22 protein-coding genes and 1 pseudogene are annotated in these 21,418 nt (G+C 73.0%); 10 read left to right on the top strand and 13 right to left on the bottom strand.

What is annotated here, in order from left to right; translation table 11 throughout:
• The first annotated feature begins 121 nt into the window (after positions 1-121).
• The gene (locus tag ABT232_RS05115; RefSeq protein ID WP_450871571.1) at positions 122-2,185 is read left to right on the top strand and encodes an MDR family MFS transporter; all 2,064 of its coding nucleotides are present in this window, start codon (positions 122-124) and stop codon (positions 2,183-2,185) included.
• Here ABT232_RS05115 and ABT232_RS05110 read toward each other — a convergent pair.
• Complete coding sequence (locus tag ABT232_RS05110) at positions 2,178-2,684, bottom strand: GNAT family N-acetyltransferase (RefSeq protein ID WP_351836037.1); 507 nt, start codon at positions 2,682-2,684, stop codon at positions 2,178-2,180. The two genes, ABT232_RS05115 and ABT232_RS05110, sit on opposite strands and share 8 nt — an antisense overlap.
• A gap of 128 nt (positions 2,685-2,812) precedes the next feature.
• On the opposite strand from ABT232_RS05110, the gene ABT232_RS05105 reads away from it, so the two are divergent.
• Together ABT232_RS05105 and ABT232_RS05100 are read left to right on the top strand one after the other, a co-directional pair.
• Positions 2,813-3,481 (top strand): hypothetical protein, encoded by a 669-nt coding sequence (locus ABT232_RS05105; RefSeq protein ID WP_351836035.1) that lies wholly within the window; start codon positions 2,813-2,815, stop codon positions 3,479-3,481.
• Positions 3,482-3,486: 5 nt separating this feature from the next.
• Positions 3,487-4,092 (top strand): hypothetical protein, encoded by a 606-nt coding sequence (locus tag ABT232_RS05100; RefSeq protein ID WP_351836033.1) that lies wholly within the window; start codon positions 3,487-3,489, stop codon positions 4,090-4,092.
• A 25-nt stretch (positions 4,093-4,117) separates the two neighbouring features.
• On the opposite strand, the gene ABT232_RS05095 is transcribed toward ABT232_RS05100, so the two are convergent.
• Positions 4,118-4,528 (bottom strand): DnaJ family domain-containing protein, encoded by a 411-nt coding sequence (locus ABT232_RS05095; protein WP_351836031.1) that lies wholly within the window; start codon positions 4,526-4,528, stop codon positions 4,118-4,120.
• 105 nt (positions 4,529-4,633) lie between these two features.
• Between ABT232_RS05095 and ABT232_RS05090 the strand changes: the two genes are divergently transcribed.
• Positions 4,634-5,026: an FHA domain-containing protein gene (locus tag ABT232_RS05090; RefSeq protein WP_351836030.1), complete on the top strand. Its 393-nt coding sequence runs from the start codon at positions 4,634-4,636 to the stop codon at positions 5,024-5,026.
• Positions 5,027-5,032: 6 nt separating this feature from the next.
• On the opposite strand, the gene ABT232_RS05085 is transcribed toward ABT232_RS05090, so the two are convergent.
• Together ABT232_RS05085 and ABT232_RS05080 are read right to left on the bottom strand one after the other, a co-directional pair.
• Positions 5,033-5,704, bottom strand: a complete 672-nt coding sequence (locus ABT232_RS05085; RefSeq protein WP_351836027.1) for an O-methyltransferase — start codon at positions 5,702-5,704, stop codon at positions 5,033-5,035.
• A 45-nt stretch (positions 5,705-5,749) separates the two neighbouring features.
• Positions 5,750-6,886 (bottom strand): DUF2330 domain-containing protein, encoded by a 1,137-nt coding sequence (locus ABT232_RS05080; RefSeq protein WP_351836024.1) that lies wholly within the window; start codon positions 6,884-6,886, stop codon positions 5,750-5,752.
• A gap of 236 nt (positions 6,887-7,122) precedes the next feature.
• Between ABT232_RS05080 and ABT232_RS05075 the strand changes: the two genes are divergently transcribed.
• Positions 7,123-9,108, top strand: a complete 1,986-nt coding sequence (locus tag ABT232_RS05075; protein ID WP_351836023.1) for a bifunctional glycosyltransferase 87/phosphatase PAP2 family protein — start codon at positions 7,123-7,125, stop codon at positions 9,106-9,108.
• Here ABT232_RS05075 and ABT232_RS05070 read toward each other — a convergent pair.
• Positions 9,039-9,251 (bottom strand): annotated as a pseudogene (locus ABT232_RS05070) (ATP-binding protein); the annotation flags it as partial. The gene ABT232_RS05075 and the pseudogene ABT232_RS05070 sit on opposite strands and share 70 nt — an antisense overlap.
• A gap of 220 nt (positions 9,252-9,471) precedes the next feature.
• Between ABT232_RS05070 and ABT232_RS05065 the strand changes: the two are divergent.
• Both ABT232_RS05065 and ABT232_RS05060 read left to right on the top strand, forming a co-directional pair.
• Positions 9,472-10,317, top strand: a complete 846-nt coding sequence (locus ABT232_RS05065; protein ID WP_351836020.1) for a helix-turn-helix domain-containing protein — start codon at positions 9,472-9,474, stop codon at positions 10,315-10,317.
• Positions 10,277-10,546: a DUF397 domain-containing protein gene (locus ABT232_RS05060; protein WP_351836018.1), complete on the top strand. Its 270-nt coding sequence runs from the start codon at positions 10,277-10,279 to the stop codon at positions 10,544-10,546. Before ABT232_RS05065 ends, ABT232_RS05060 begins: the two co-directional genes overlap by 41 nt.
• Before the next feature lie 86 nt (positions 10,547-10,632).
• On the opposite strand, the gene ABT232_RS05055 is transcribed toward ABT232_RS05060, so the two are convergent.
• From ABT232_RS05055 to ABT232_RS05025, 7 genes are all read right to left on the bottom strand, one after another.
• Complete coding sequence (locus tag ABT232_RS05055; RefSeq protein WP_351836015.1) at positions 10,633-11,052, bottom strand: aggregation-promoting factor C-terminal-like domain-containing protein; 420 nt, start codon at positions 11,050-11,052, stop codon at positions 10,633-10,635.
• Between the two features lie 265 nt (positions 11,053-11,317).
• Complete coding sequence (locus ABT232_RS05050; RefSeq protein ID WP_351836012.1) at positions 11,318-12,190, bottom strand: ECF transporter S component; 873 nt, start codon at positions 12,188-12,190, stop codon at positions 11,318-11,320.
• On the bottom strand, positions 12,187-13,854 hold the full coding sequence (locus ABT232_RS05045; RefSeq protein WP_351836010.1) for an ABC transporter ATP-binding protein: 1,668 nt from the start codon (positions 13,852-13,854) through the stop codon (positions 12,187-12,189). Before ABT232_RS05045 ends, ABT232_RS05050 begins: the two co-directional genes overlap by 4 nt.
• Complete coding sequence (locus tag ABT232_RS05040) at positions 13,851-14,966, bottom strand: energy-coupling factor transporter transmembrane component T (protein ID WP_351836008.1); 1,116 nt, start codon at positions 14,964-14,966, stop codon at positions 13,851-13,853. The genes ABT232_RS05045 and ABT232_RS05040 overlap by 4 nt, the downstream gene beginning before the upstream one ends.
• Positions 14,959-15,600: an SCO2322 family protein gene (locus ABT232_RS05035; RefSeq protein ID WP_351836005.1), complete on the bottom strand. Its 642-nt coding sequence runs from the start codon at positions 15,598-15,600 to the stop codon at positions 14,959-14,961. Before ABT232_RS05035 ends, ABT232_RS05040 begins: the two co-directional genes overlap by 8 nt.
• Entirely contained in the window at positions 15,597-16,823 is a 1,227-nt protein-coding gene (locus ABT232_RS05030; RefSeq protein ID WP_351836003.1) for an SCO2321 family membrane protein, read from the bottom strand. The genes ABT232_RS05035 and ABT232_RS05030 overlap by 4 nt, the downstream gene beginning before the upstream one ends.
• 303 nt (positions 16,824-17,126) lie before the next feature.
• The gene (locus tag ABT232_RS05025; RefSeq protein WP_351836000.1) at positions 17,127-17,741 is read right to left on the bottom strand and encodes a TetR family transcriptional regulator; all 615 of its coding nucleotides are present in this window, start codon (positions 17,739-17,741) and stop codon (positions 17,127-17,129) included.
• Between the two features lie 220 nt (positions 17,742-17,961).
• Between ABT232_RS05025 and ABT232_RS05020 the strand changes: the two genes are divergently transcribed.
• Genes ABT232_RS05020 through ABT232_RS05010 form a run of 3 tightly spaced genes read left to right on the top strand, consistent with a single transcriptional unit; the run spans position 17,962 to position 21,103 of the window.
• The gene (locus ABT232_RS05020) at positions 17,962-19,302 is read left to right on the top strand and encodes a glycosyltransferase family 4 protein (protein ID WP_351835997.1); all 1,341 of its coding nucleotides are present in this window, start codon (positions 17,962-17,964) and stop codon (positions 19,300-19,302) included.
• Positions 19,296-20,030, top strand: a complete 735-nt coding sequence (locus ABT232_RS05015) for a class I SAM-dependent methyltransferase (RefSeq protein ID WP_351835995.1) — start codon at positions 19,296-19,298, stop codon at positions 20,028-20,030. The genes ABT232_RS05020 and ABT232_RS05015 overlap by 7 nt, the downstream gene beginning before the upstream one ends.
• Entirely contained in the window at positions 20,027-21,103 is a 1,077-nt protein-coding gene (locus ABT232_RS05010) for a prenyltransferase/squalene oxidase repeat-containing protein (RefSeq protein WP_351835992.1), read from the top strand. Before ABT232_RS05015 ends, ABT232_RS05010 begins: the two co-directional genes overlap by 4 nt.
• A gap of 14 nt (positions 21,104-21,117) precedes the next feature.
• Here ABT232_RS05010 and ABT232_RS05005 read toward each other — a convergent pair whose 3' ends face one another.
• Complete coding sequence (locus ABT232_RS05005) at positions 21,118-21,405, bottom strand: hypothetical protein (protein WP_351835989.1); 288 nt, start codon at positions 21,403-21,405, stop codon at positions 21,118-21,120.
• Positions 21,406-21,418: the final 13 nt, after the last annotated feature.

The following is a 21,418-nucleotide window of genomic DNA, read 5'->3' as shown; positions in this document are numbered from 1 at the left end:
TGATTATGCAGATTCCGTGGAGGACATCGACGCGGCCCTTGTCGATCCAGGGGACTCAACAGGCCATAACGGGTCACACCGATCACGATGGAAAGTGTCGATCGAGCCTCGGGAGGTCTTCATGGCCGAGGATGCGCGCAGCACGGCGGCCCAGGTGCCGGGTCCGAAGCGGGGGGTGAGGACCCAGGAGCATGTCTCCCGTGACGTCCTCGTCTCGATCGGCGCCCTGCTGCTGGGGATGCTGCTCGCCGCGCTCGACCAGACGATCGTGTCGACCGCGCTGCCCACCATCGTCAGCGAGCTGGGCGGCATGGACCACCTGTCGTGGGTGGTGACCGCCTATCTGCTGGCGTCGACGGCGGCGACTCCGCTGTGGGGCAAGCTGGGCGACCAGTACGGGCGCAAGCGGCTCTACCAGACCGCGATCGTGATCTTCCTGATCGGTTCGGCGCTGTGCGGCATGGCGCAGAACATGCCGCAGCTGATCGGCTTCCGCGCCTTGCAGGGGCTCGGCGGCGGCGGGCTGATGGTGCTGTCGATGGCGATCGTCGGCGATCTGGTGCCGCCCCGCGACCGGGGCCGCTACCAGGGTCTGTTCGGCGCGGTCTTCGGCGCGACGAGTGTGCTCGGCCCGCTGCTCGGCGGTGTCTTCACCGAGCACCTGAGCTGGCGCTGGGTGTTCTACGTCAATCTGCCGGTCGGTGTGGTCGCGCTCGCGGTGATCGCCGCCGTGCTGCACATCCCGCGCACGCGGACCCGGCACGTCATCGACTACCTGGGCACCTTCCTCATCGCCGCGGTCGCCACCTGCCTGGTGCTGGTCGCCTCCCTCGGCGGCACCACCTGGAGCTGGGCGTCGGCACAGATCGTCGGCCTGGCGGTGCTCGGTGTGCTGCTGGCGGTGGCGTTCGTCGTGGTGGAGCGGCGGGCCGCGGAGCCGGTGCTGCCGCTGAAGCTGTTCCGGATCCGCACCTTCACCCTGTCCGCGGTCATCAGCCTGGTCGTCGGCTTCGCCATGTTCGGCGCGATGACCTATCTGCCGACCTTCCTCCAGGTCGTCCAGGGCGTCTCGCCGACGATGTCCGGCGTGCACATGCTGCCCATGGTGCTGGGCCTGCTGCTCGCCTCCACCGCCTCCGGGCAGATCGTCAGCCGCACCGGCCGCTGGAAGGTCTTCCCGATCGCCGGCACCGGCATCACCACGCTCGGCCTGCTGCTGCTCCACGAACTCGACGAGAACAGCTCGGACGGGCAGATCAGTTTCTTCTTCTTCGTCTTCGGGCTGGGGCTCGGCCTGGTCATGCAGGTGCTGGTGCTGATCGTGCAGAACGCCGTGTCGTACGAGGACCTGGGCGTGGCCACCTCCGGCGCGACCTTCTTCCGGTCCATCGGGGCGGCGTTCGGGGTGGCCGTCTTCGGCACGGTCTTCGCCGGCCGTCTCGGCGACAAGCTCACCGACGCCTTCCGGGGCGCCGAACTGCCGCCCGGGGTCTCCGTGGACGCGCTGGAGGCCGATCCGCGCGGTCTGGCCGAGCTGCCGGGCTCGCTGCGGCCGGCGGCGCTGCACGCGTACGCGACGGCGATCACCGATGTCTTCCTGTACGCGGCGCCGGTCGCCCTGGTCGGCTTCGTGCTGGCCTGGTTCCTGAAGGAGGACCGGCTGCGCGCGTCCGTCACGGCACCCGACGTGACGGAGACGCTGGCCAGCAACCCGGTGGAGCGGTCCTCGTACGACGAGGTGTGCCGGGCGCTGTCGGTGCTCGGCACCCGAGAGGGCCGGCGGGAGGTCTACCGGAAGATCACCGCGCGGGCGGGCTACGACCTGCTGCCCGCGTCGAGCTGGCTGCTGCTGCGGATGAAACGGTACGGCTGGGTGGAGCCCGCGGTGCTCGCCGAGGACACCCATGTGCCGCTGAGCGTCGTCCTGGAGGCGGCCCGGCAGGTGGAGGAGCGGCGGCTCGCCACCCGCGACGGCCTCGACATGGTCCTCACCGACCAGGGGCGCGTGGTCGCCGGGCGGCTGGCGGCCGCGCGGGAGGAGTCGCTGGCGCGGCTGCTGGGCGACTGGTGGGGACCGGACCGGCCGACCGACCTGTCGCGGCTGGTGAAGGAGCTGAACGAGGAGTTGTGCGGTTCCGCGCGCGAGGAGCCGCACGAGTCGCGGCCGGCGCCGAGGTTCAGCTGAGCCGCTTGCCGAACCAGTGCTCGGCGTACGGCTCGTCGTTGTGCGGCGCGGTCTCCTCGTAGCCGAGGCGGGCGTAGAGCGCGCGGGCCTCCACCAGGTCGCCGCGGGTGTCGAGGACGAGCCGGGTGGCGCCGAGCGCGCGGGCGGCGTCCTCGGCGGCGGCGACCAGCGGGGCGGCGCCGCCCCTGCCGCGCAGTTCCGGCAGCAGGAAGACCCGCTTGAGTTCGGCGACGGACGGGTCGGCGGTGCGGCGGACGCCCGCGGTGCCGGCCGGGGTGCCGCCGTACCGCGCGACCAGCAGCAGCCCGCCGGGCGGGGTGAGCCCGCCCTCCGCGCCGGCCGCGATCTCCCGCTCCAGCTCGGCCGGTTCGGTGCGGCGGCCCTCGTGGAGCAGGTACCAGCGGTCGCTGACCTCCGTGTAGTACGCGCGCCAGAGCGCGGTGGCGGCGGGGGAGCGGACGGGCTCCGGGGCGAAGGTCCAGGCCGGGGGGCGGGTCATGGGGGTCATTGTCGGGAGGGCGGGGGGCGCGGGCGCAACCGGATTCCGGGTGGCGGGCGACCGCTCTCGTTTGGACGGGGGTCCTCGGGCAACCCGGACAACGATTCGAGAACCGGAGGGCAAACCCGATGTCCACAGGCTTGATCGTTGCTTTGATCGTGATCGGGGCGGTCGTCGTCATCGCGGCCGTCCTGCTGACCATGCGGTCGCGCCGTGGCGCGACCGGCGGACGGGACCTGAAGCGGCGCTTCGGGCCCGAGTACGAGCGGGTCGTGGCCCGGCACGACGGAGACACCAAGGCCGCCGAGCGCGAACTGACCGAGCGCCTGGAGCGCCACGGCGATCTGCGTGAGCGTCCCCTGGAGCCGGCTCAGCGGCAGCAGTTCGAGGAGCGCTGGGCGCTCGCCCAGGAGCGGTTCGTCGACTCGCCGCAGCAGGCGGTGACCGAGGCGGACCGGCTGCTCGCCGAGGTGGCCGGGGTCCGGGGCTTCCCGGACGGCGGCCAGTACGAGGAGCAGCTGGCGGCGCTGTCCGTGCACCACGCCGACCATGTGCACGGCTACCGGCGCGTCCACCGCATCGCCAACGGCGACGGCGGTGCGGCGCGGACCGACGGCGCGGCCACGGAGGAGATGCGCGAGGCCATGGTCGAGGCCCGCGCCCTGTTCGAGGACCTGGTGGCCGTCGGCCACCGGGACGCCCACGACACCGGCGACCGCCGTCCCCCGTCCCACGCCCGCCGCGGCGGCGCCCATGCGCCGTGGGGCTTCACCAGGCATCACGCGAAGGGGAGTTGAGCCATATGACCGAGGTCCCGCACCGCAGCGGTGACGAACGCAGGCCGCTGGGCACGGACACGCCGGGCACGCAGTCGGCGGGCGGCGCGATGCCGCAGGCGCCGGGTGCCGCACCGGTCCCGCAGACCGCGGGCGGCACGCCGCAGGGCTCGGGCGGACAGCTGCCGTACACCGCGCCCGGCCAGGCCGGGCAGACGGGCGCCACGCAGACCGGCCACGTCACGCAGACCGGCCAGTCTCCCGTCGGTGGCCAGGCGGCCGCCGCGGAGCGCGGGCGGACCGCCGGGGTGGAGTCGGGTGCCGCCCGTTCCGCCAAGGCGTCGCACTCCTCGCCGCTGCTCGCGCACAGCGAGGCCGACAAGCTCTCGGCCCGGCTCCAGCACGCGGTGTCCGGTTTCGTGGACGGTCCGCGCGCGGCCGTGGAAGAGGCCGACCAGGTGCTGGAGGAGATCGCGAACCGCTTCACGGACGCGGTGACCCAGCGCCGCCGTACCCTGCGCCACTCCTGGCAGGAGACGGACGAGGCGACCCCCGGCACGACCGACACCGAGCAGCTGCGGCTCGCGCTGCGCGACTACCGCGAACTCGCGGACCGGCTGCTGCACCACTGAGGCAGCACGGCTGGGGCCGACGCCCTCAGCCTCCCGCCGCCCGGCCCTCCCGCCACCGGCGTACGACGTCCTCGACGTCGTACGGCTTCAGTCCCAGCGGAGGGCCGGGCGGCGGCTTGTACATCATGTCGCGGATCTTGACGTTGACGTCCTCGACGATTCTGCGTGCGGCCCGCTCCGACGGCGCGGCGACGGCCGCGAGCAGCGCGTCCTCCGCCTCCTTGCGCAGCGCCAGCGTCGGCGGCAGGACCGACAGCCCCTCGCGGGCCAGTTTCCGCCTGATCCACCACTGCTCGTCGTACGCGGCTTCCACATCGCTCGGCAGGGGCTTGCCCGCTCCCGGCAGCCGCTCGAACTCGCCGCGCGCCGCCGCGTCTCGGATCTGCTTGTCGGTCCAGGACTCGAAGCTCACGCCGGGTGGCTTTCGCTCGGTCATGCGGCCATTGTGCCGGACGCCGCCGCGCCGGGCGATTTATCATGCGGCGGCGGCAGGCCGATCCGGCCGTCGCGCGAAGGGCGTCACAGGACTAAGGAGCAGCACGTGCTCGAACTGACCATGGCCTCCGTCTCCGGGGCGGACGCGGGTGCCACGGCCGGCATGCTCATGGCTGACGCGCCCAGCGAACCGGGGGCCGTGCTGAGGGTGGGGCGGGACAGGGCCGTGTGCCGTCTGGTGACCCCGGACGACTGGCTGTTCGTCTCGCGGGTGCACCTGGAGTTCCTGTGCGGCCCGGACGGCGGCTGGCAGGTGACCTGGCTGCGCGGCTCCCAGCCCGAGCCGTCCTCGGAGGTCCGGCTGGTGATGGGCGAGTACGCGCAGCCGCTCGCCTACGGCGGCACGGTGCCGCTGCCGCGCGGCGGCAACGGCGAGATCGTGATCCAGGACCGCACCGCCCCGCAGAGCGTCAACGTCGGCTTCTACCACGAGGTCTGACGGGTCCTACGCGAGCACCCGCGCCAGCGCGAACCCGTCGTACCCCTTGGCCCCCACGGTCTGGATCGCGGTGGCGCTCAGGCGCGGGTGGGAGCCGATCAGCTCGATGGCCGCGCGGGTGCCCCGGACGTCCGGGGCGTCGCTGTCCGCGTCGGCGATCCGGCCGCCGCGCACCACGTTGTCGACGACGATCAGGCTGCCGGCGCGGGTGAGCTTCACCGCCCACTCCACGTAGTGGGCGTTGTTGTCCTTGTCCGCGTCGATGAAGACGAGGTCGAAGGGCGGCGGGTTCTCGTCGGCGAGCCGGGGCAGCGACTCCAGGGCGGGGCCCACCCGCACCTCGGCGATCTTGTCCAGCCCCGCGCGGGCGAGGTTGCGGGTGGCGACCTCGGCGTGCCGGGGGCTGTACTCCAGGGAGACCAGCCGGCCGTCGGCGGGCAGCGCGCGGGCCAGCCAGATGGTGCTGTAGCCGCCGAGGGTGCCGATCTCCAGGATGCTGCGCGCGCCCTGGATCTCGGCGAGCAGCCGGAGCAGCTTGCCCTGTGCGGCGGTGACGCTGAGCTGCGGCAGTCCGGCGGCCTCGCTGTCGCGCAGGGCGGCGGTGAGGGGTTCGTCCTCGGGGCAGAGGCGCGAGGAGAGGTATCCGTCGACGGCGTCCCAGATCTGCGACTCGCTCATGCTCTCTGCCCTCTCACAGTCGATTAGAAGACCTAACTAGATGCGCTAACGAAGGTAGTCGGGTCCGGGTTCCCCGGCCGGTAGGGCACGCCGTGCCCCGGCCCGGGACCGCCGTACGACGAGCACCGCCACCGCCGCCGCGACCGCCGCCAGGGCCCCGCCCACGGTCAGCAGCCACGCCGGGACGCCGGCGATCGTGCGCAGCCTGTCCTCGTAGACGACCTGCTGGTAGGTGCTGTCCGTGGCCGTGCGGCGCAGCTCGTGGTCGCCGGAGATCCGGTCCGGCGCCGGGAACTCCTGGGCGACGGCGGTCAGGAACGGCGTGCCCTGGGCCAGTTCGGCGAGCGGTCCGGACGTCTCGCCGACCCGCCCGGCGTAGGTGACCCGCGGCGCGGCGCCGCCGATGTCGTCGCGCGGCTCCATGCGGTGGCCGGCGAGCACGTACAGGCCGAGCGACTGCGGGGTCATGGCGAGCCGGGACAGCCGCATCGGGTAGACCGGGGCGTCGGCGGCGAATTCGAGGTGGATCGTGTCCAGGGTGCCGGTCAGGGCGAGGCCGTCGGCGTCGGGGGCGAGCCGGATCGCCACGTACTCCCAGCGCCGCTCCACGTACGGCGCCAGGGCCTCGCGCAGCCGGGCCGGGAAGGCGAAGCCGTTGTCGCGCAGCCAGGTGTCCAGGGCCGCCGGGTCGGTCGCGGTCAGCCGGGCCACGTCGAACGCGCCGAGCCGCTGCCGCCCGACGACCCCCACTCCGGACCCGGCCGCGTCGCCCGGCATCGGGGCTCCGGCGCTGTCCCCGTCCGCGGTGAACGGCCAGTCGCCGTGCTGCGGCCAGAAGTAGGTGCGGTCCCGGTGCACGGGCGCGGTCGCGGCCCGCACCTCGTCGAACAGCCGCGGGTCGCCGAGCCTCACGGTGGCCCGGTCCGGCACCGGCATGATCCAGGCGGCCCGTTCGGCGTCCCCCTCGACCGTCAGGCTCATCACGATCTGCTCCCGCCGCCCGTCCCAGCGCAGGACGGACTCCTCGCGGTCCACCCGCACCCGCCGCGCGTCGTCCGGCACCATCGCCCCGCAGCCGCACGCGTACGCCGGCCCGATCAGCAGTGAGCCGATCTGGAGGCCGAGCAGTGCGAGGACCACCGCGACCAGCCGTCCCCGGGTCCGCGCCCTGGCTGTGCCCATCACTCTCGCCGTCCCTTTCGTGGAGCCGCTCTCTCTGAGCTGCCGACGGCTGGGCGGACCGCGCGGTTCCACCGGTGGCGTCTTTCAGACAACATGAAAATCGGATGTCAGGTGACAGAGAGTGCGACCTGCGTCTTTCCGTATAAGCCGGTGCGACCCTCTCATAAGGTGCGCACATCGATGCACAGCGCCCACGGAACACACACCTGGGCCTATGGGCGGGAGGCCGGCGAGGCGTGGCGAATGCGGAGCACAGCGAGCGACCTGCGGGCGCCTTCGGGGCGACGGCGGTCGGCGCGACCAGAGCGCGGCTGCGGGCCGCCCGCCTGGGCCTGTGGCTGCTCGCCGCGGTCCTCGCCGTACGGCAGCTGACCCTCGCGCTCCTCACCCGTCCGGCGGAACAGGCCCCCGCCTGGGGGTGGACTTTCGGCACCCTGCTGCTGGTCGTCGCGCTCGGCCTGGTCGCCGCCCGCGCGCTGCCCCAGCCGGTCAGCCACCGCACGGAGCTGTTCGCCGCGCCCGCCGCGATCAGCCTGCTCATGCTGTCGCTGCCGGTCCGCAACGCCTTCTGGCTCGGCCAGAGCAGCATCCTGCCGGTCCTGCTGGTGCTCCTCGGCTGCTTCGCCGTGCGCGGCCGGCGGGCCGGCGGCGCGCTCATCGGGATCGCCGCCGCCCTCCAGCCGGCCCTGCTGCTGTTCACGCCCCTGCTGTGGTTCACCGGCCGCCGCACCGCCGCCGCCTCGCTGGGCACCGCCTTCGCCGTCTGTACGGCGTCGGCCTGGGCGGCGACGCCGCACGACTCGTACACCTCCTGGGTGCGCCACCTGACCGGCGACGGGCCCGCCGACGACCTCGCCAACCAGTCCCTGCACGGCGCGCTGCTCCGCCTCGGCCTCTCCGGCCCACTGGAGATCGGCCTCTTCCTGGCGCTCGGCGCGGCCGTCGCCGTCCTCGGCGTCCGCCGGGCCGTGCGCTACGCGCGCGACGGCCAGCTGCTGCTCGCCGTCGCCGTCACCGGCTGCGCGGCGATCGCGATCTCGCCGGCCACCTGGCAGCACCAGCTCCTGTGGGTGCTGCTCGCGGTCGTCGGCCGGGTCGGCAGACGGGCCGCCGACCGCCCCGTCTGGCCGGTCGCCGTCATCCTCGTCATGACCCTCCCGGCCGGGATGATGCTGCCGGACATGGGCTTCCTGCACCCACTGCGGGACAACACGGCGCTGTTCGTGGCCCTCCTCGCTGCCGCGGCCGTCCCCTTCCTCTCCCGCACCTCGCCGTACTACCGCTCGCCGATCCCCACCGAGTACGCCGCGCCGGTCGCGGCCCGCTTCCGGTGGGTGCCGCTGCTGCCGTTCCTGCACCGGGTGCCGGCCCGGCCGAACCTGCTCCTGGAGCTGCTGCTCATCCGCGTCACCTACGCCGCCTACTCCCAGGTCCGGCTCGCCGCGACCGGCGGCACCATCTCCGGCGGCCGGGAGCGGGCCGAGCGTCACGGCGAGCAGATCCTGTCCCTGGAACGCGTGCTCCACCTCGACATCGAGCACGCCGTCAACCACGCCGTCGTCGACGTCGTCTGGCTGCGCGGATTCTTCGACTTCTACTACACGTCCTTCCACTTCGCCGTCCCGCTGACGGTCCTCGGCCTCCTCTACTGGCGCCGCCCGGTCGACTACCGCTGGGCCCGCTCCACGCTCGGCCTCACCACCCTGCTCGCCCTCGTCGGCTTCTGGCTCTACCCGCTGGCCCCGCCCCGGCTGATGCCGGACCTCGGCGTCATCGACACCGTCCACGGCGTCCAGGACTTCTCCCAGCCCGACTACGGCACCCTGACCGCGCTGACCAACCAGTACGCCGCGATGCCGTCCCTGCACTTCGGCTGGTCCCTGTGGTGCGGCCTGGTCATCGCGATCGTCGCGCCCCGAGCGTGGATGAAGACCGCCGGACTGCTGCACCCGCTGCTCACCGGCCTGGCCATCGTCGCCACCGGCAACCACTGGGTGCTGGACGCGGCGGGCGGCGCGGCCGTCGTCCTCGGCGGTTTCGGCCTCGCGTACGCCCTTCAGGGCCCGAGGGCCGCCGTCGCCGCCGCGCACTCGAACCACACGGTCTTGCCGCCGCCGGACACGGCGTCCACGCCCCACTTGTCCGCCACCGCGTCCAGCAGCACCAGCCCGCGGCCGGTCTCCGAGTCGGCGGACAAGCCGGCGGAGAGGGACGGCAGGTGATCCGACCCGTCGGTCACCTCCACCCGGACCGCCGCGGTCTGCCGCAGCAGCACCACCGTGCAGCGGCGGTCCGGGACATGGCGTACGACGTTGGCGACCAGCTCGGTCACCCCCAGCTCGGCGGCGTCCGCCAGCCCGGCCATGTCCCACTCCTCGAGGAAGGACCGCACGATCCGGCGGATGTGCCGCGCGGAGTGCGTCCCGACGGTGAGGGACATGCGGTACTGGGGAGTGCGTGGCCCCAGGTGGGGCGGGAGAAAGTATGCGTTCACGGTACGAGGCTGACGGGCCGTCGCTACTCTTTGCTACCGAACGGACACAACGGGTCCTGGTGTGGACCGAGTTGTCAGAGAGGGGCCGTACGTGAACATCAACGTCCTTGACCCGGGGGCCTCACCGCTCGACTACTACGGCTTCGAGCTGCGCAGACTCAGAGAGGCCGCGGGGCTCACGCAACGGCAGCTCGGCGACATCGTCAACTACACCGGCTCGCTGGTGGGCCAGATCGAGACGGCGAGGAAGGTTCCGACGGCGGAGTTCAGCGAGCGGGTGGACGCGGCGCTGGGGTCGGACGGGTTGCTGTCCCGCTTGGTGTCGCTGGTGCTGCGCAGTCAGCTTCCGGCGTGGTTCCGGCAGGTGGCGGAGCTGGAGGCGCGGGCGGCCGAGATCTGCACCTTCCAGATGAACATGGTCCACGGTCTGCTTCAGACCAACGCGTACGCGAGGGCCGTGCTCGGTGTGCTGGACGAGACCAACCTCGACGACCGCACCGCCGTGCGGCTGGCCCGTCAGCAGATCTTCGAGAAGGAGACACCGCCGGTGTTCTGGGCGGTGTTGAGCGAGGCCGCGCTGCACCAGGAGATCGGCGGCCGGGAGGTCATGCTCGGGCAACTTCAGCGCCTGTTGTCGTTCGAGAGCAACCCGAGGATCAACATCCAGGTGCTGCCGTACGAGGTCGGCGAACACGCCGGACTGACCGGCTCATTCACCCTCTTCCGCTTCACGAGCGACCCGGCCATCGTCTACACGGAGGGCTATGGCAGCGGCCATCCCAGCGCCAACCCGGAGACCGTCAACGACTGCTCACTCCGTTACGATCATCTGCGAGCCGCCGCCCTCTCCCTCAGAGATTCGGCGGAGCTGATCCGACGCGTGATGGAGGAACGCTATGGCGAGCAACGCGATTGCGGCGGGGGCTCAGTGGCGTAAGTCGAGCTACAGCAGCGATCAGGGCGGCGAGTGCGTCGAGTGCGCGCCGATCGGCGGGCTGGACTGGTGGAAGTCGTCGTACAGCAGCGATCAGGGCGGCGACTGCGTCGAGATCGCCGAACTGTCCGCCACCGTGGCCGTCCGTGACTCCAAGAACCCCGGTGGGCCGATCCTCGCCCTGGCCCCCGGCACCTTCTCGGAGTTCATCGGCTGGGCCGCCCAGCGCTGAACCGCTGACGTGAAAACGCCCGAAGGCGGTGGCCCGGGGATCAGGGGCCACCGCCTTCGGGCGTGCCTCAGGGGTGCAGGTTCGGCTTAGTACCAGCCGTTCGCCTGCCAGAAGTTCCAGGCGCCGACGGGGCTGCCGTAGCGGGAGTTCATGTAGTCCAGACCCCACTTGATCTGGGTCTTGGGGTTGGTCTTCCAGTCGGCGCCGGCGGCGGCCATCTTGTTGCCGGGCAGGGCCTGGACCAGGCCGTAGGCGCCGGACGACGGGTTGGTGGCGTCGACGTCCCAGCCGCTCTCGTGCTCGACGATCTTGCTGAAGGCGTTGTACTGCGCGGCGTTCGGGATCAGCTGCTTCGCGATCGCCTTCGCCTGGCTGGGCGAAGCGTTCGTCGCGGCGTGCGCCGGAGCGGCGGTCAGCGCCATGCCGACGGTGGCGGCGGCCACGGCGGCGGTGGTGAGGGCCTTCTTCGGGGACGCGATGCGGCGGGCGATGCGGGCGACAGTCACGGAGAACCTTTTTCTTCGGGGACGGTGGTGTCGCTGCCTGCCGTGACCCCGCGATGCGAAGTGCCTGACACGCGTCGGCGCCGAGGCCCGTGGGGGCTTGTCGGCGCCGTGCGACGTCATCCAGAGAAGCAGCCAGGAAAGCCGTCCGCAATGACCCCCTTTACTAGTTGTGGCCGCATACCTGACGAAGGTCCCTTGTGTGACGTGGCTCTCAATGCGCAGGTCAGGCGCAGTATTGAGGTGAGCATGGCGTCCGATTTGTCTACTATTTCGTGTCGTATGTGACCTGGGTCCTGTGGGCCGCTTCACGCGCGATGTCCGATTTCGGCCCCTCGAATGTGACCGCGGTCTCGAAAGCGGCCCGTCGGGTGGCCCGCCGGAGGGCCTTCAGCACGGCCGGGCCGACGGCGAAGGTGAGGAGGACCGTCACGAGCGCGCGGCCGAGGTCCCAGCCGAGGGAGGTGGCGAGGCAGTAGGCGAGGAAGCGGGCCACGTTCGCGGCGGTACCCAGGTTCGGATCCGGCGCGATGTCCGAGCCGTCCCGTGGGAGGAAGGGCCAGCCCTGCGCGTTCATCACCAGGCCGTAGGCGAACGCGGCCAGGAAGCCGTAGACGGCCAGCAGCAGCAGCTCACCGCGACCGCGCAGCCGATGCGGACCCGGCAGCAGCCCGGCCCCCATGGCGAACCACCCCGCCGACAGCATCTGGAACGGCATCCACGGACCCACGCCTCCGGTGAGCAGCGCGGACGCGAACATGCTGACCGAACCGAGCGTGAAGCCGAAGCCGGGACCCAGGACCCGGCCACTCAGCAGCATCAGGAAGAACATCGGCTCGATGCCGGCGGTCCCGGCGCCCATCGGCCGCAGCGCGGCCCCCGCGGCGGCCAGCACACCGAGCATCGCCACCGCCTTCGCGCCCAGCGCCGACTCCGCGATCGACGCGGCCACGACGGCGACCAGCAGGACCAGCAGACCCGCGAACAGCCATGGGGCGTCTTGGCTGTGCGCCGTCACCGCCGCCTCGGGCATGGCGAAGAACGGCCACACCACCGCCGCCACGCCGACGGCGCTGACCAGGACGAGCGTGGCGATCGAGCGCGGTCCGAGGCGGACGGGGCGAACCTGGCGGTCGGTCATCGCAGGGCCTCCCGCACCTGGCTCACCGTGAGCCACTCCTGCGGCGCGAGGATCTTCGTCACCTGCGGCGCGAACGACGGAGAGGACACCACCACCTCCGCCGTCGGCCCGTCGGCGATCACCTCGCCCTCGGCGAGCAGCACCACCCGGTGCGCGATCTCCGCCGCCAGCTCCACGTCGTGCGTGGCCAGCACGATGGCGTGGCCCTCGGCGGCCAGCCGGCGCAGCAGCACGGCCAGCCGTGACTTCGCGGCGTAGTCCAGACCGCGGGTCGGCTCGTCCAGGAGCAGCAGCGGCGGGCGGGCGGTCAGCACCACCGCCAGGGCCAGGGTCAGCCGCTGGCCCTCGGAGAGATCGCGCGGATGGGTGTCGTCGGCGACTCCGGGCAGCAGCTCAGAGACCAGCGCCCGGCAGGTGCCCGGCTCCGCGCCCGCGTCCGCGTCGGCCGCCGCGCACTCGGCGGCGACCGTGTCGGCGTAGAGCAGGTCTCTCGGTTCCTGCGGGACCAGGCCGACCCGGCGGACCAGGTCGGGCGGCGAGGTGCGGTGCGGCACGGCGCCGCCGACGCGGACCGAGCCGGACGCCGGCTGCACCAGCCCGACCAGCGACGACAGCAGCGTGGACTTGCCGGCGCCGTTGCGGCCCATCAGCGCGACCGTCTCACCCGCGCGGACCGTGAGGTCGACATGGCGCAGCGCGGCGATCCGGCCCCGGCGGACAGCCAGCGCGCGGACCTCGGCGGCGGGCGCGGCGGCCTCGGACGGCCGGCGGAACCAGCGGCGCGGCATGGGCGGGACGGCGTCCGGCCGCGGTGCCACGGGCAGGGCCGGCGCGGCCGGCGCTTCCTCGTCCCGGAGGCGTTCACGCAGGCCGGACGCGCGACGGCGGGCGTCGCGGACCGTCAGCGGCAGCGGGGACCAGCCGGCGAGCCGGCCCAGCTCCACCACCGGCGGACACACCGGGGACACGGCCATCATCTCGGCCGGCGGGCCCAGCAGCGGGGCGGCGCCGGGGGAGGGCAGCACCAGGACCTGGTCGGCGTACTGCACGACCCGTTCCAGCCGGTGCTCGGCCATCAGCACCGTCGTCCCGAGATCGTGGACCAGCCGCTGGAGGACCGCCAGGATCTCCTCGGCCGCCGCCGGGTCCAGCGCGGACGTCGGCTCGTCGAGGACGAGGACGCTCGGATGCGGCGTGAGCACCGAGCCGATCGCGACCCGCTGCTGCTGGCCGCCCGACAGGGTGGCGATCGGACGGTCCCGCAGGGCGGCCAGGCCCAGCAGGTCCAGGGTCTCCTCCACCCGGCGGCGCATCACCTCCGGCGCCAGGCCCAGCGACTCCATGCCGTAGGCCAGCTCGTCCTCGACGGTGTCCGTCACGAAGTGCGACAGCGGATCCTGGCCGACCGTGCCGACCACGTCCGCCAGTTCGCGCGGCTTGTGGGTGCGGGTGTCCCGGCCGGCCACCGTGACCCGGCCGCGCAGGGTGCCGCCGGTGAAGTGCGGGACCAGACCGCTGACCGCGCCCAGGATCGTCGACTTGCCGACGCCGGACGGGCCGACCAGCAGGACCAGCTCACCCTCCGGCACCTCGAGGTCCACGCCCCGGACGGTGGGTTCCGTGACTCCGTCATAGGTCACGGAGACGTCCTCGAAGCGGATCACGACGGCTCCTTCGGATTCTCGGGCGATGGGGTGACGAACGCGGGGAGCAGACCGAGCAGGACGGCCGCCGCGGGCCACACCGGCAGCGTCGGCGCGACCAGCGGCACGACGCCCGGATGCAGGGCCGCCGGATCGGCGGAGGCGGCCAGCGTCAGGGCCGCGGCCACCGCCGCACCGGAGCCCGACACCAGCCAGGCGCGCGCACCCCACGGGTCCGGCCGGTACCGGGTGCGCAGCGAGCGGCGGCCGCCCAGCCACAGCCCGGCCAGCGCCGCCGCCAGTCCGGCGAGCAGCACCGGGACGCCGTAGCCGGCGCCGTCGGCGGTGAGCAGTCCGTACGTTCCCGCGCAGACCCCGAGCAGACCGGTCAGCGTCAGCGCGGCCGTCGTCCGCCGGACCGCCGGTGGGACCAGCGCCGTACGGCCGTAGCCACGCGAGTCCATCGCGGCGGCCAGCGCGACCGACCGCTCCAGCGCGCCCTCCAGGACCGGCAGGCCCACCTGGAGCAGGCCGCGCACCCCGCGGTCCGGCCGGCCGCGCAGCCGGCGGGCGGCACGCAGCCGCCGCGCGTCCGCGATCAGATGCGGCGCGAAGGTGAGCGCCACCACCACGGCCACCCCCGTCTCGTACAGCGCGCCCGGCAGCGACTTCAGCAGCCGCGACGGGCTCGCCAGCGAGTTCGCCGCGCCCACGCAGATCAGCAGCGCGGCCAGCTTCAGACCGTCGTAGAAGGCGAAGACCACCACCTCGGCGGTCACGTCACCGCCCAGCCGGATGCCCTGCGTCCACTCGGGCAGCGGGACCTCCGGCAGCGACACGAGGACGTGGGTGCCGGGGATCGGCGAACCCAGGGCGACCGCGAACACCATCCGGATCGCGATCACCAGCAGCGCCAGCTTCAGGAACGCCCCGTAGGAACGCGCCCACGGCGCGTTCGGGCGGCGGGCCGCGACGACGTACGCGGAGACCGCGATCAGCTCGCCGAGCAGCAGCGGGTTGGTGGTGCGGGTCGCGGCGACACCCAGCGACAGCGCCCAGAGCCACCAGGCTCCGGGATGCAGCGAAGAGCCGGGACGAAGCGAGGGGCCGGGCCGGGAGCGCGCGTCAGCCATGCCTGCGTCGCCGGGCCTGCCAGACCGCCGCCGCGCCCAGGACCAGGACCGCCGCCGCGCCCGCGAGGAGACCGACGGACGGACCGCTCCCGTCGTCCTCCCCGGCGCTTTTCGCCTCCCGTGTCGCGCTGTCGCCGCTCACCTGCTCACCGCAGCCCTTCTCCGGATAGCCGGAGATGGCGCACAGCAGCGCGTTGGTGTCGTAGCGCAGCGGCTTCGCCACGGCCGCCAGCGCCTCGGCCGTCGTCGCGTCCGGCGCCACGCTCGCACACGCCGTACGGCGCTCCGGCGGCGTCTCGCCGGACGGCGCGTCCGCCGCCGTACCGAAGTCGATCACCAGGGCGACCCGCTTGCGGTCGTCCCGCTCCGGGGTCCGCGCGCAGATGACGTCGAAGTCCGCCGTGCCGCGCGGCTGCGCGGAGCCCTCGGAGTCCTCGCTGACGGCGAACCGGAAGCCCTGCACGTCACCGTCGGCGGGCCGGGCGGTCGCCGGGCCCTGGGTGGCGTAGCTCCAGCCCTCGCCGTCGCGGTCCCAGAAGGACCAGTAGCGGTAGCCGGTGGCCTGCGCCTGGCCGGTGCCGAGCACGAGGAACAGCACGGCCAGGAGCAGTCCGGCGGCACGGCGCGGACTCACGCCGTCCGCCCCTTGCGGCGACCGCTGATGAGGATCCCGCCGCCGACACCGGCGACGAACAGCGAACCGACGATCCACCACACGCCGGTGCCGTCGTCGTTCCCGTCCTCGTCGGCGGTCCGCTCGTCGTCGCCGGCCGCGCTCTCGGCGGCCACCGGCGCCGGGCCGGTCGCGTTCAGCAGGGCGACCAGGTCGTGGCCGCCGAAGTCCCGCGGGTCGGCCTTGGCGGCGCGGGCGGCGAAGATCAGCTGGGCGTAGGCGGCCGGACCGCTCTGCTTCGCCCAGGCGGCGGAGTTCTGCTCCAGCCACTTCAGCGGCTTCTCCGCCTGCTCGGCACCGCCCTGCGCGGCGAGCGCGACGACCGCGTCGGCGGTGTTGCCGTAGTCCGGCTGGTCCTCGGCGCCCGGCAGCGCGGAGGTGAGGTGGCCGCTCTCGGCGACCGCGTCGGCGAGATAGGCGGCACCGTTGGCGGCGGCCTGCTCGGTCGTCCTCGCCGCCGCGCACTTCGGCACGCCGGCCTTCGCGCCCGCCGGGGCGGCCAGGCCCTCGCCGAGCGAGCCCAGCACGGCCGCGGCGGTCGCGTCCGCGTTGGCGGCCAGCTCGCCCTTCTTGTCCGGCTGGTAGGCGAAGGCGCCGCCGCCGTCCTCGTCGCAGGCGATGGCCAGGCCGAGCAGCGCGTCCAACGGCGACTCGCCCTTCTTCGTCACCTCCGCCGGCTTCTCGCCGACCGCGGCGAGCGCGCCGACGACCACCGAGGTCGAGTTGGCGTCGCTGGGCGATCCGGCGCCGTAGCCCCAGCCGCCGTCCTCGTTCTGCACGGACTTCAGCCAGGCGACGGCCTTGCCGGCCGCCGCGTCCCGGCCGCCGAGCGCGGCGAGCGCCTGGACGGCGGCGGAGGTGGCGTTGGTGTCCAGCATGGTCTTGGCGTCACAGGCCTTGGCGGCGTCCGCGCGGAACGAGGCGAACGCGCCGTTCGCGCACTGCTGGCCCACCAGCCAGTCGACGGCCTTCGGAGCGGGCCGCACACCGACGGCGTCCTGCGCGAGCAGCGCGAGCGACTGCCGCCACACGCCGTCGTAGGTCGGGTCGCCGGCGCCGTACAGCCCGGCGGGTATCGCCGGTGAGGCGGACGGGGACGAGTCGGCGGCCTGGGCGACCGGGGTCGCGGCGACACCGATCACTGCGGCGGCGGCCAGGGCCGCGGCGCTGCGGCGGACGTTCATGATCGGCGGATGCCCTTCCCTACGGGGAACCGGGCGGCACGGGAGAACCCCGGGCGGCCCGGCTCCGTGAACCTCGACGGTGCTGAGCCGTTCCACGTCCGCCCGAGGCGATCCGGCTCGCCGAACCCCCGGGGTCCGACTCACGGTTGCGGGTCAGCGCCGGATTTGCACCGGCTTCCCCCCGTACGGGTGTGATGACGACGCGGCCACTTTACCGGGGAGTACAGGGGGTCACTCCGAGTGGTACGTCACGTGGGGCGGGGGCCGTGGAGCGGGGACGGGACGCCGGAAGGTGTCACGCCGTCAGGCGTCCGCCGCCGTCAGGTCGATCAGCCTGCACGCCGTTTCGATGTCGACCTTCACCTGGGCGATGGACGCGCGGCCCGACAGCCAGGTGATGAGGGCCGAGTGCCAGGTGTGTTCGATGACGCGGACGGCGGAGAGCTGGGCGGGGTCCGGGTGGTCCTGGCCCATCGCGTCGAGGATGATCGCCGTGGTCTGGCGGGAGACCTGGTCGACCTCGGGGCTGACGCCGCGGTCGGCGAAGGTCAGGGCGCGGACCATCGCGTCGGCCAGCTGCGGCTCGCGCTGGAGGGCGCGGAAGGCGCGCATGAGGGTCTCCGCGACGCGCTCGCCCGCCGTCTCCCCGGCCGGAGGCCGTCTGCGCAGGGTGCCGTGCATGTGCTCCAGCTGGTCCTGCATGGTCGCGACCAGCAGATGGATCTTGGAGGGGAAGTAGCGGTAGAGCGTGCCGAGCGCCACCTGCGAGGACTCGGCGACCTCCCGCATCTGCACCGCGTCGAAACCGCCCCGGCAGGCGAGCTGCGCGGTGGCGCGCAGGATGCGGCGCCGGCGGGCCTCCTGCCGCTCGGTGAGGGGCGAGGCGGGGCGGGCGGGGGCGGCTTCCACCTTCTCCATGGGTCCCGTTCCGTGACAGTCCGTGAGGGTGTGCGATCACACAGCATGGCAGGGGTTCGCGGCGGGCGCGGGCCGTGGCGTGAATCACCTGATCCACTTCTCACAGCGGCGCTACCTGCCGGTAGATTCAGAGCCTCTTGAACGATCAAGTCTGAAACTTGTTCTAGGTTAGCGTCCCGGCATAATCTCGCGGGACAGTGCAGGCAGAAGGGGGCCCGGAGTGACCGCTGAGGCCAGTCGGGACCTTTCCGGAGAGCGCCCGCTGCGCATCGCGCTCCTGACGTACAAGGGAAACCCGTTCTGCGGCGGCCAAGGCGTCTACGTCCGCCACCTCTCCCGCGAACTCGCCCGCCTCGGCCACCAGGTCGAGGTCATCGGCGCCCAGCCGTACCCGATCCTCGACGAGGGCTACGACGGCCTCAGCCTCACCGAGCTGCCCAGCCTGGACCTCTACCGCCAGCCCGACCCGTTCCGCACCCCGAAGCGCGGCGAGTACCGGGACTGGATCGACGCGCTGGAGGTCGCCACCATGTGGACCGGCGGCTTCCCCGAGCCGCTGACCTTCTCGCTGCGGGCCCGCCGCCATCTGCGCGCCCGGCGCGGCGACTTCGACGTCGTCCACGACAACCAGACGCTCGGCTACGGCCTGTTGGGCGACCTGGGCGCCCCCCTCGTCACCACCATCCACCACCCGATCACCGTGGACCGGCAGTTGGAGCTGGACGCGGCCGAGGGCTGGCAGCGCCGGTACTCCGTGCGGCGCTGGTACGCGTTCACCCGGATGCAGAAGCGGGTCGCGCGCCGCCTGCCGTCCGTGCTCACCGTCTCCGGCACCTCCCGCCAGGAGATCGTCGACCACCTCGGCGTCGAGCGCGACCGCGTCCACGTCGAGCACATCGGCGCCGACACCGACCTCTTCTCGCCCGACCCGTCGGTGCCGAAGGTGCCCGGCCGGATCGTCACCACCTCCAGCGCCGACGTGCCGCTCAAGGGGCTGGTGTTCCTCGTCGAGGCGCTGGCGAAGGTGCGCACCGAGCAGCCCGACGCCCACCTCGTCGTCGTCGGCAAGCGGCCCACCGAGGGCCCGGTCGCCCAGGCCGTCGAACGGTACGGGCTGGAAGGCGCCGTCGAGTTCGTCAAGGGCATCTCGGACGCCGAACTCGTCGACCTGGTGCGCTCGGCGCAGGTGGCGTGCGTGCCGTCGCTGTACGAGGGCTTCTCGCTGCCGGCCGCCGAGGCCATGGCCACCGGCACACCACTGGTCGCCACCACCGGCGGAGCCATCCCGGAGGTCGCCGGAGCGGACGGGGAGACCTGCCTTGCCGTACCGCCGGGCGACGCGGGCGCGCTCGCCGCCGGCCTCGCCCGCCTGCTGGGCGACGAGGACCTGCGCCGCCGGCTCGGCACCGCCGGACGCGACCGCGTCCTGCGGCACTTCACCTGGGCCCGCGCGGCCGAAGGCACGGTGGCCCGCTACCGCGAGGCCATCGCCGGCGCCTCGGGCGCCCCCAGCATCACCAGTGTCACCGGCGTCTACCCCGAAAGCAGGGCCACGTGCTGACCGTCGACTTCTCCCGGTTCCCGCTCGCCCCGGGCGACCGAGTCCTGGACCTCGGCTGCGGCGCCGGCCGGCACGCGTTCGAGTGTTACCGGCGCGGAGCGCAGGTCGTGGCGCTGGACCAGAACGCCGAGGAGATCCGCGAGGTCGCCAAGTGGTTCGCGGCGATGAAGGAGGCCGGCGAGGCCCCCGAGGGCGCCACCGCGACCGCCATGGAGGGCGACGCGCTGGCGCTGCCGTTCCCCGACGAGTCCTTCGACGTCGTGATCATCTCCGAGGTGATGGAGCACATCCCGGACGACAAGGGCGTCCTCGCCGAGATGGTCCGGGTCCTCAAGCCCGGCGGCCGGATCGCGATCACCGTCCCGCGCTACGGCCCGGAGAAGATCTGCTGGGCGCTGTCCGACGCCTACCACGAGGTCGAGGGCGGCCACATCCGCATCTACAAGGCCGACGAACTCGTCGCGAAGGTCCGCGAGGCCGGGCTGAGGCCGTACGGCTCGCACCACGCGCACGCCCTGCACTCGCCGTACTGGTGGCTGAAGTGCGCGTTCGGCGTCGACAACGACAAGGCCCTGCCGGTGCGCGCGTACCACAAGCTGCTGGTCTGGGACATCATGAAGAAGCCCCTCGCCACCCGCGTCGCCGAGCAGGCGCTCAACCCGCTGATCGGCAAGAGCTTCGTGGTCTACGCGACCAAGCCGCACCTGCCCCGGGTGGACGCCAAGTGACCACACCCAGGACGGAACACCTCGTCCTGCCCGGGGTGCTCACCGCCGAGCAGGCCGCCGCGACCGTCCGCGGCATCCTCGCCGTGCAGCGCGAGGACGGCGCGATCCCGTGGTTCCGCGGCCACCACCTCGACCCGTGGGACCACGTCGAGGCCGCCATGGCACTGGACGCGGCCGGCGAGCACACCGCCGCCGAACAGGCCTACCTGTGGCTCGCCCGGCACCAGAACGAGGACGGCTCCTGGTACGCGGCGTACGCCGACGGCGACGCCCACGACATCACCGACCGGGGCCGCGAGACCAACTTCGTCGCCTACGTCGCCGTGGGCGTCTGGCACCACTACCTCTCCACCGGCGACGACACCTTCCTCGACCGCATGTGGCCGGTGGTGCACGCCGCCGTGGAGTTCGTCCTGCGACTCCAGCAGCCCGGCGGGCAGATCGGCTGGAAGCGCGAGGACGACGGCACGTCCACCGCGGACGCGCTGCTCACCGGCTCCTCCTCCATCCACCACGCGCTGCGCTGCGCGCTCGCCATCGCCGAACAGCGCGAGGAGCCCCAGCCCGACTGGGAGCTGGCCGTCGGCATGCTGCGGCACGCGATACGCCGGCACCCGGAGCGGTTCCTCGACAAGGACCGCTACTCCATGGACTGGTACTACCCGGTGCTGGGCGGCGCCCTCACCGGCGCCGAGGCCAAGGCCCGCGTCGAGGAGGGCTGGGACCGCTTCGTCGTCCCCGGGCTCGGCGTGCGGTGCGTGGTGCCGAACCCGTGGGTGACCGGCGGCGAGTCCGCCGAACTGGCCCTCGCCCTGTGGGCGATGGGCGAGTCGGACCGCGCGCTGGAGGTCCTTCAGTCCATCCAGCACCTGCGCGATCCGGAGACCGGCCTGTACTGGACGGGCTACGTCTTCGACGACGACGCCGTCTGGCCGCGCGAGCTGACCTCCTGGACGGCCGGTTCCCTGCTGCTCGCGGTCGCCGCTCTCGGCGGCCACGAGGCGACCTGCGCCGTCTTCGGCGGGGACCTGCTGCCCAGGGGCCTGGACGAGCCGGAGTGCTGCGAGGCCTGACGCCGGGCCGGTGGTCAGTGACGGTAGATGCGGTTGGCGATCGCGTGCCCCACGAACAGGTACACGACCGCGGCGAGACCGTAGCCGGCCACCACGCGCGCCCACGCCTCGTCGAACGTGAACAGATCGTGCGACCAGCCTGCCAGCCAGCGGGCCACGTCGTGCACGAACTGCACGAAGTCGTTGCCGCGGTTGGCGTCGAACAGGTACATCAGGATCCACAGTCCCAGGATGAGGGCCATGATGTCCGCGACGATCGCGATCGCCCGGCCTGCCTGGGTGGAGCGATATCGAGAGGCCATGGACGTCGGATTG

The sequence above is a fragment of the Streptomyces sp. NPDC001532 genome (assembly GCF_040298625.1).
Taxonomy (GTDB): domain Bacteria; phylum Actinomycetota; class Actinomycetes; order Streptomycetales; family Streptomycetaceae; genus Streptomyces.
Note: the sequence above shows the minus strand (reverse complement) of the source record. Positions and strands in the feature narration are given on the sequence as shown.

What these genes read in the sequence shown, in the direction of transcription:
- ABT232_RS05115 (WP_450871571.1), top strand. Translation starts at nt 122, where the DNA reads ATGGCCGAGGATGCGCGCAGCACGGCGGCCCAGGTGCCGGGTCCGAAG.
- ABT232_RS05110 (WP_351836037.1), bottom strand. Translation starts at nt 2,684, where the DNA reads ATGACCCGCCCCCCGGCCTGGACCTTCGCCCCGGAGCCCGTCCGCTCC.
- ABT232_RS05105 (WP_351836035.1), top strand. Translation starts at nt 2,813, where the DNA reads ATGTCCACAGGCTTGATCGTTGCTTTGATCGTGATCGGGGCGGTCGTC.
- ABT232_RS05100 (WP_351836033.1), top strand. Translation starts at nt 3,487, where the DNA reads ATGACCGAGGTCCCGCACCGCAGCGGTGACGAACGCAGGCCGCTGGGC.
- ABT232_RS05095 (WP_351836031.1), bottom strand. Translation starts at nt 4,528, where the DNA reads ATGACCGAGCGAAAGCCACCCGGCGTGAGCTTCGAGTCCTGGACCGAC.
- ABT232_RS05085 (WP_351836027.1), bottom strand. Translation starts at nt 5,704, where the DNA reads ATGAGCGAGTCGCAGATCTGGGACGCCGTCGACGGATACCTCTCCTCG.
- ABT232_RS05080 (WP_351836024.1), bottom strand. Translation starts at nt 6,886, where the DNA reads ATGGGCACAGCCAGGGCGCGGACCCGGGGACGGCTGGTCGCGGTGGTC.
- ABT232_RS05060 (WP_351836018.1), top strand. Translation starts at nt 10,277, where the DNA reads ATGGCGAGCAACGCGATTGCGGCGGGGGCTCAGTGGCGTAAGTCGAGC.
- ABT232_RS05050 (WP_351836012.1), bottom strand. Translation starts at nt 12,190, where the DNA reads ATGACCGACCGCCAGGTTCGCCCCGTCCGCCTCGGACCGCGCTCGATC.
- ABT232_RS05040 (WP_351836008.1), bottom strand. Translation starts at nt 14,966, where the DNA reads ATGGCTGACGCGCGCTCCCGGCCCGGCCCCTCGCTTCGTCCCGGCTCT.
- ABT232_RS05030 (WP_351836003.1), bottom strand. Translation starts at nt 16,823, where the DNA reads ATGAACGTCCGCCGCAGCGCCGCGGCCCTGGCCGCCGCCGCAGTGATC.
- ABT232_RS05025 (WP_351836000.1), bottom strand. Translation starts at nt 17,741, where the DNA reads ATGGAGAAGGTGGAAGCCGCCCCCGCCCGCCCCGCCTCGCCCCTCACC.
- ABT232_RS05005 (WP_351835989.1), bottom strand. Translation starts at nt 21,405, where the DNA reads ATGGCCTCTCGATATCGCTCCACCCAGGCAGGCCGGGCGATCGCGATC.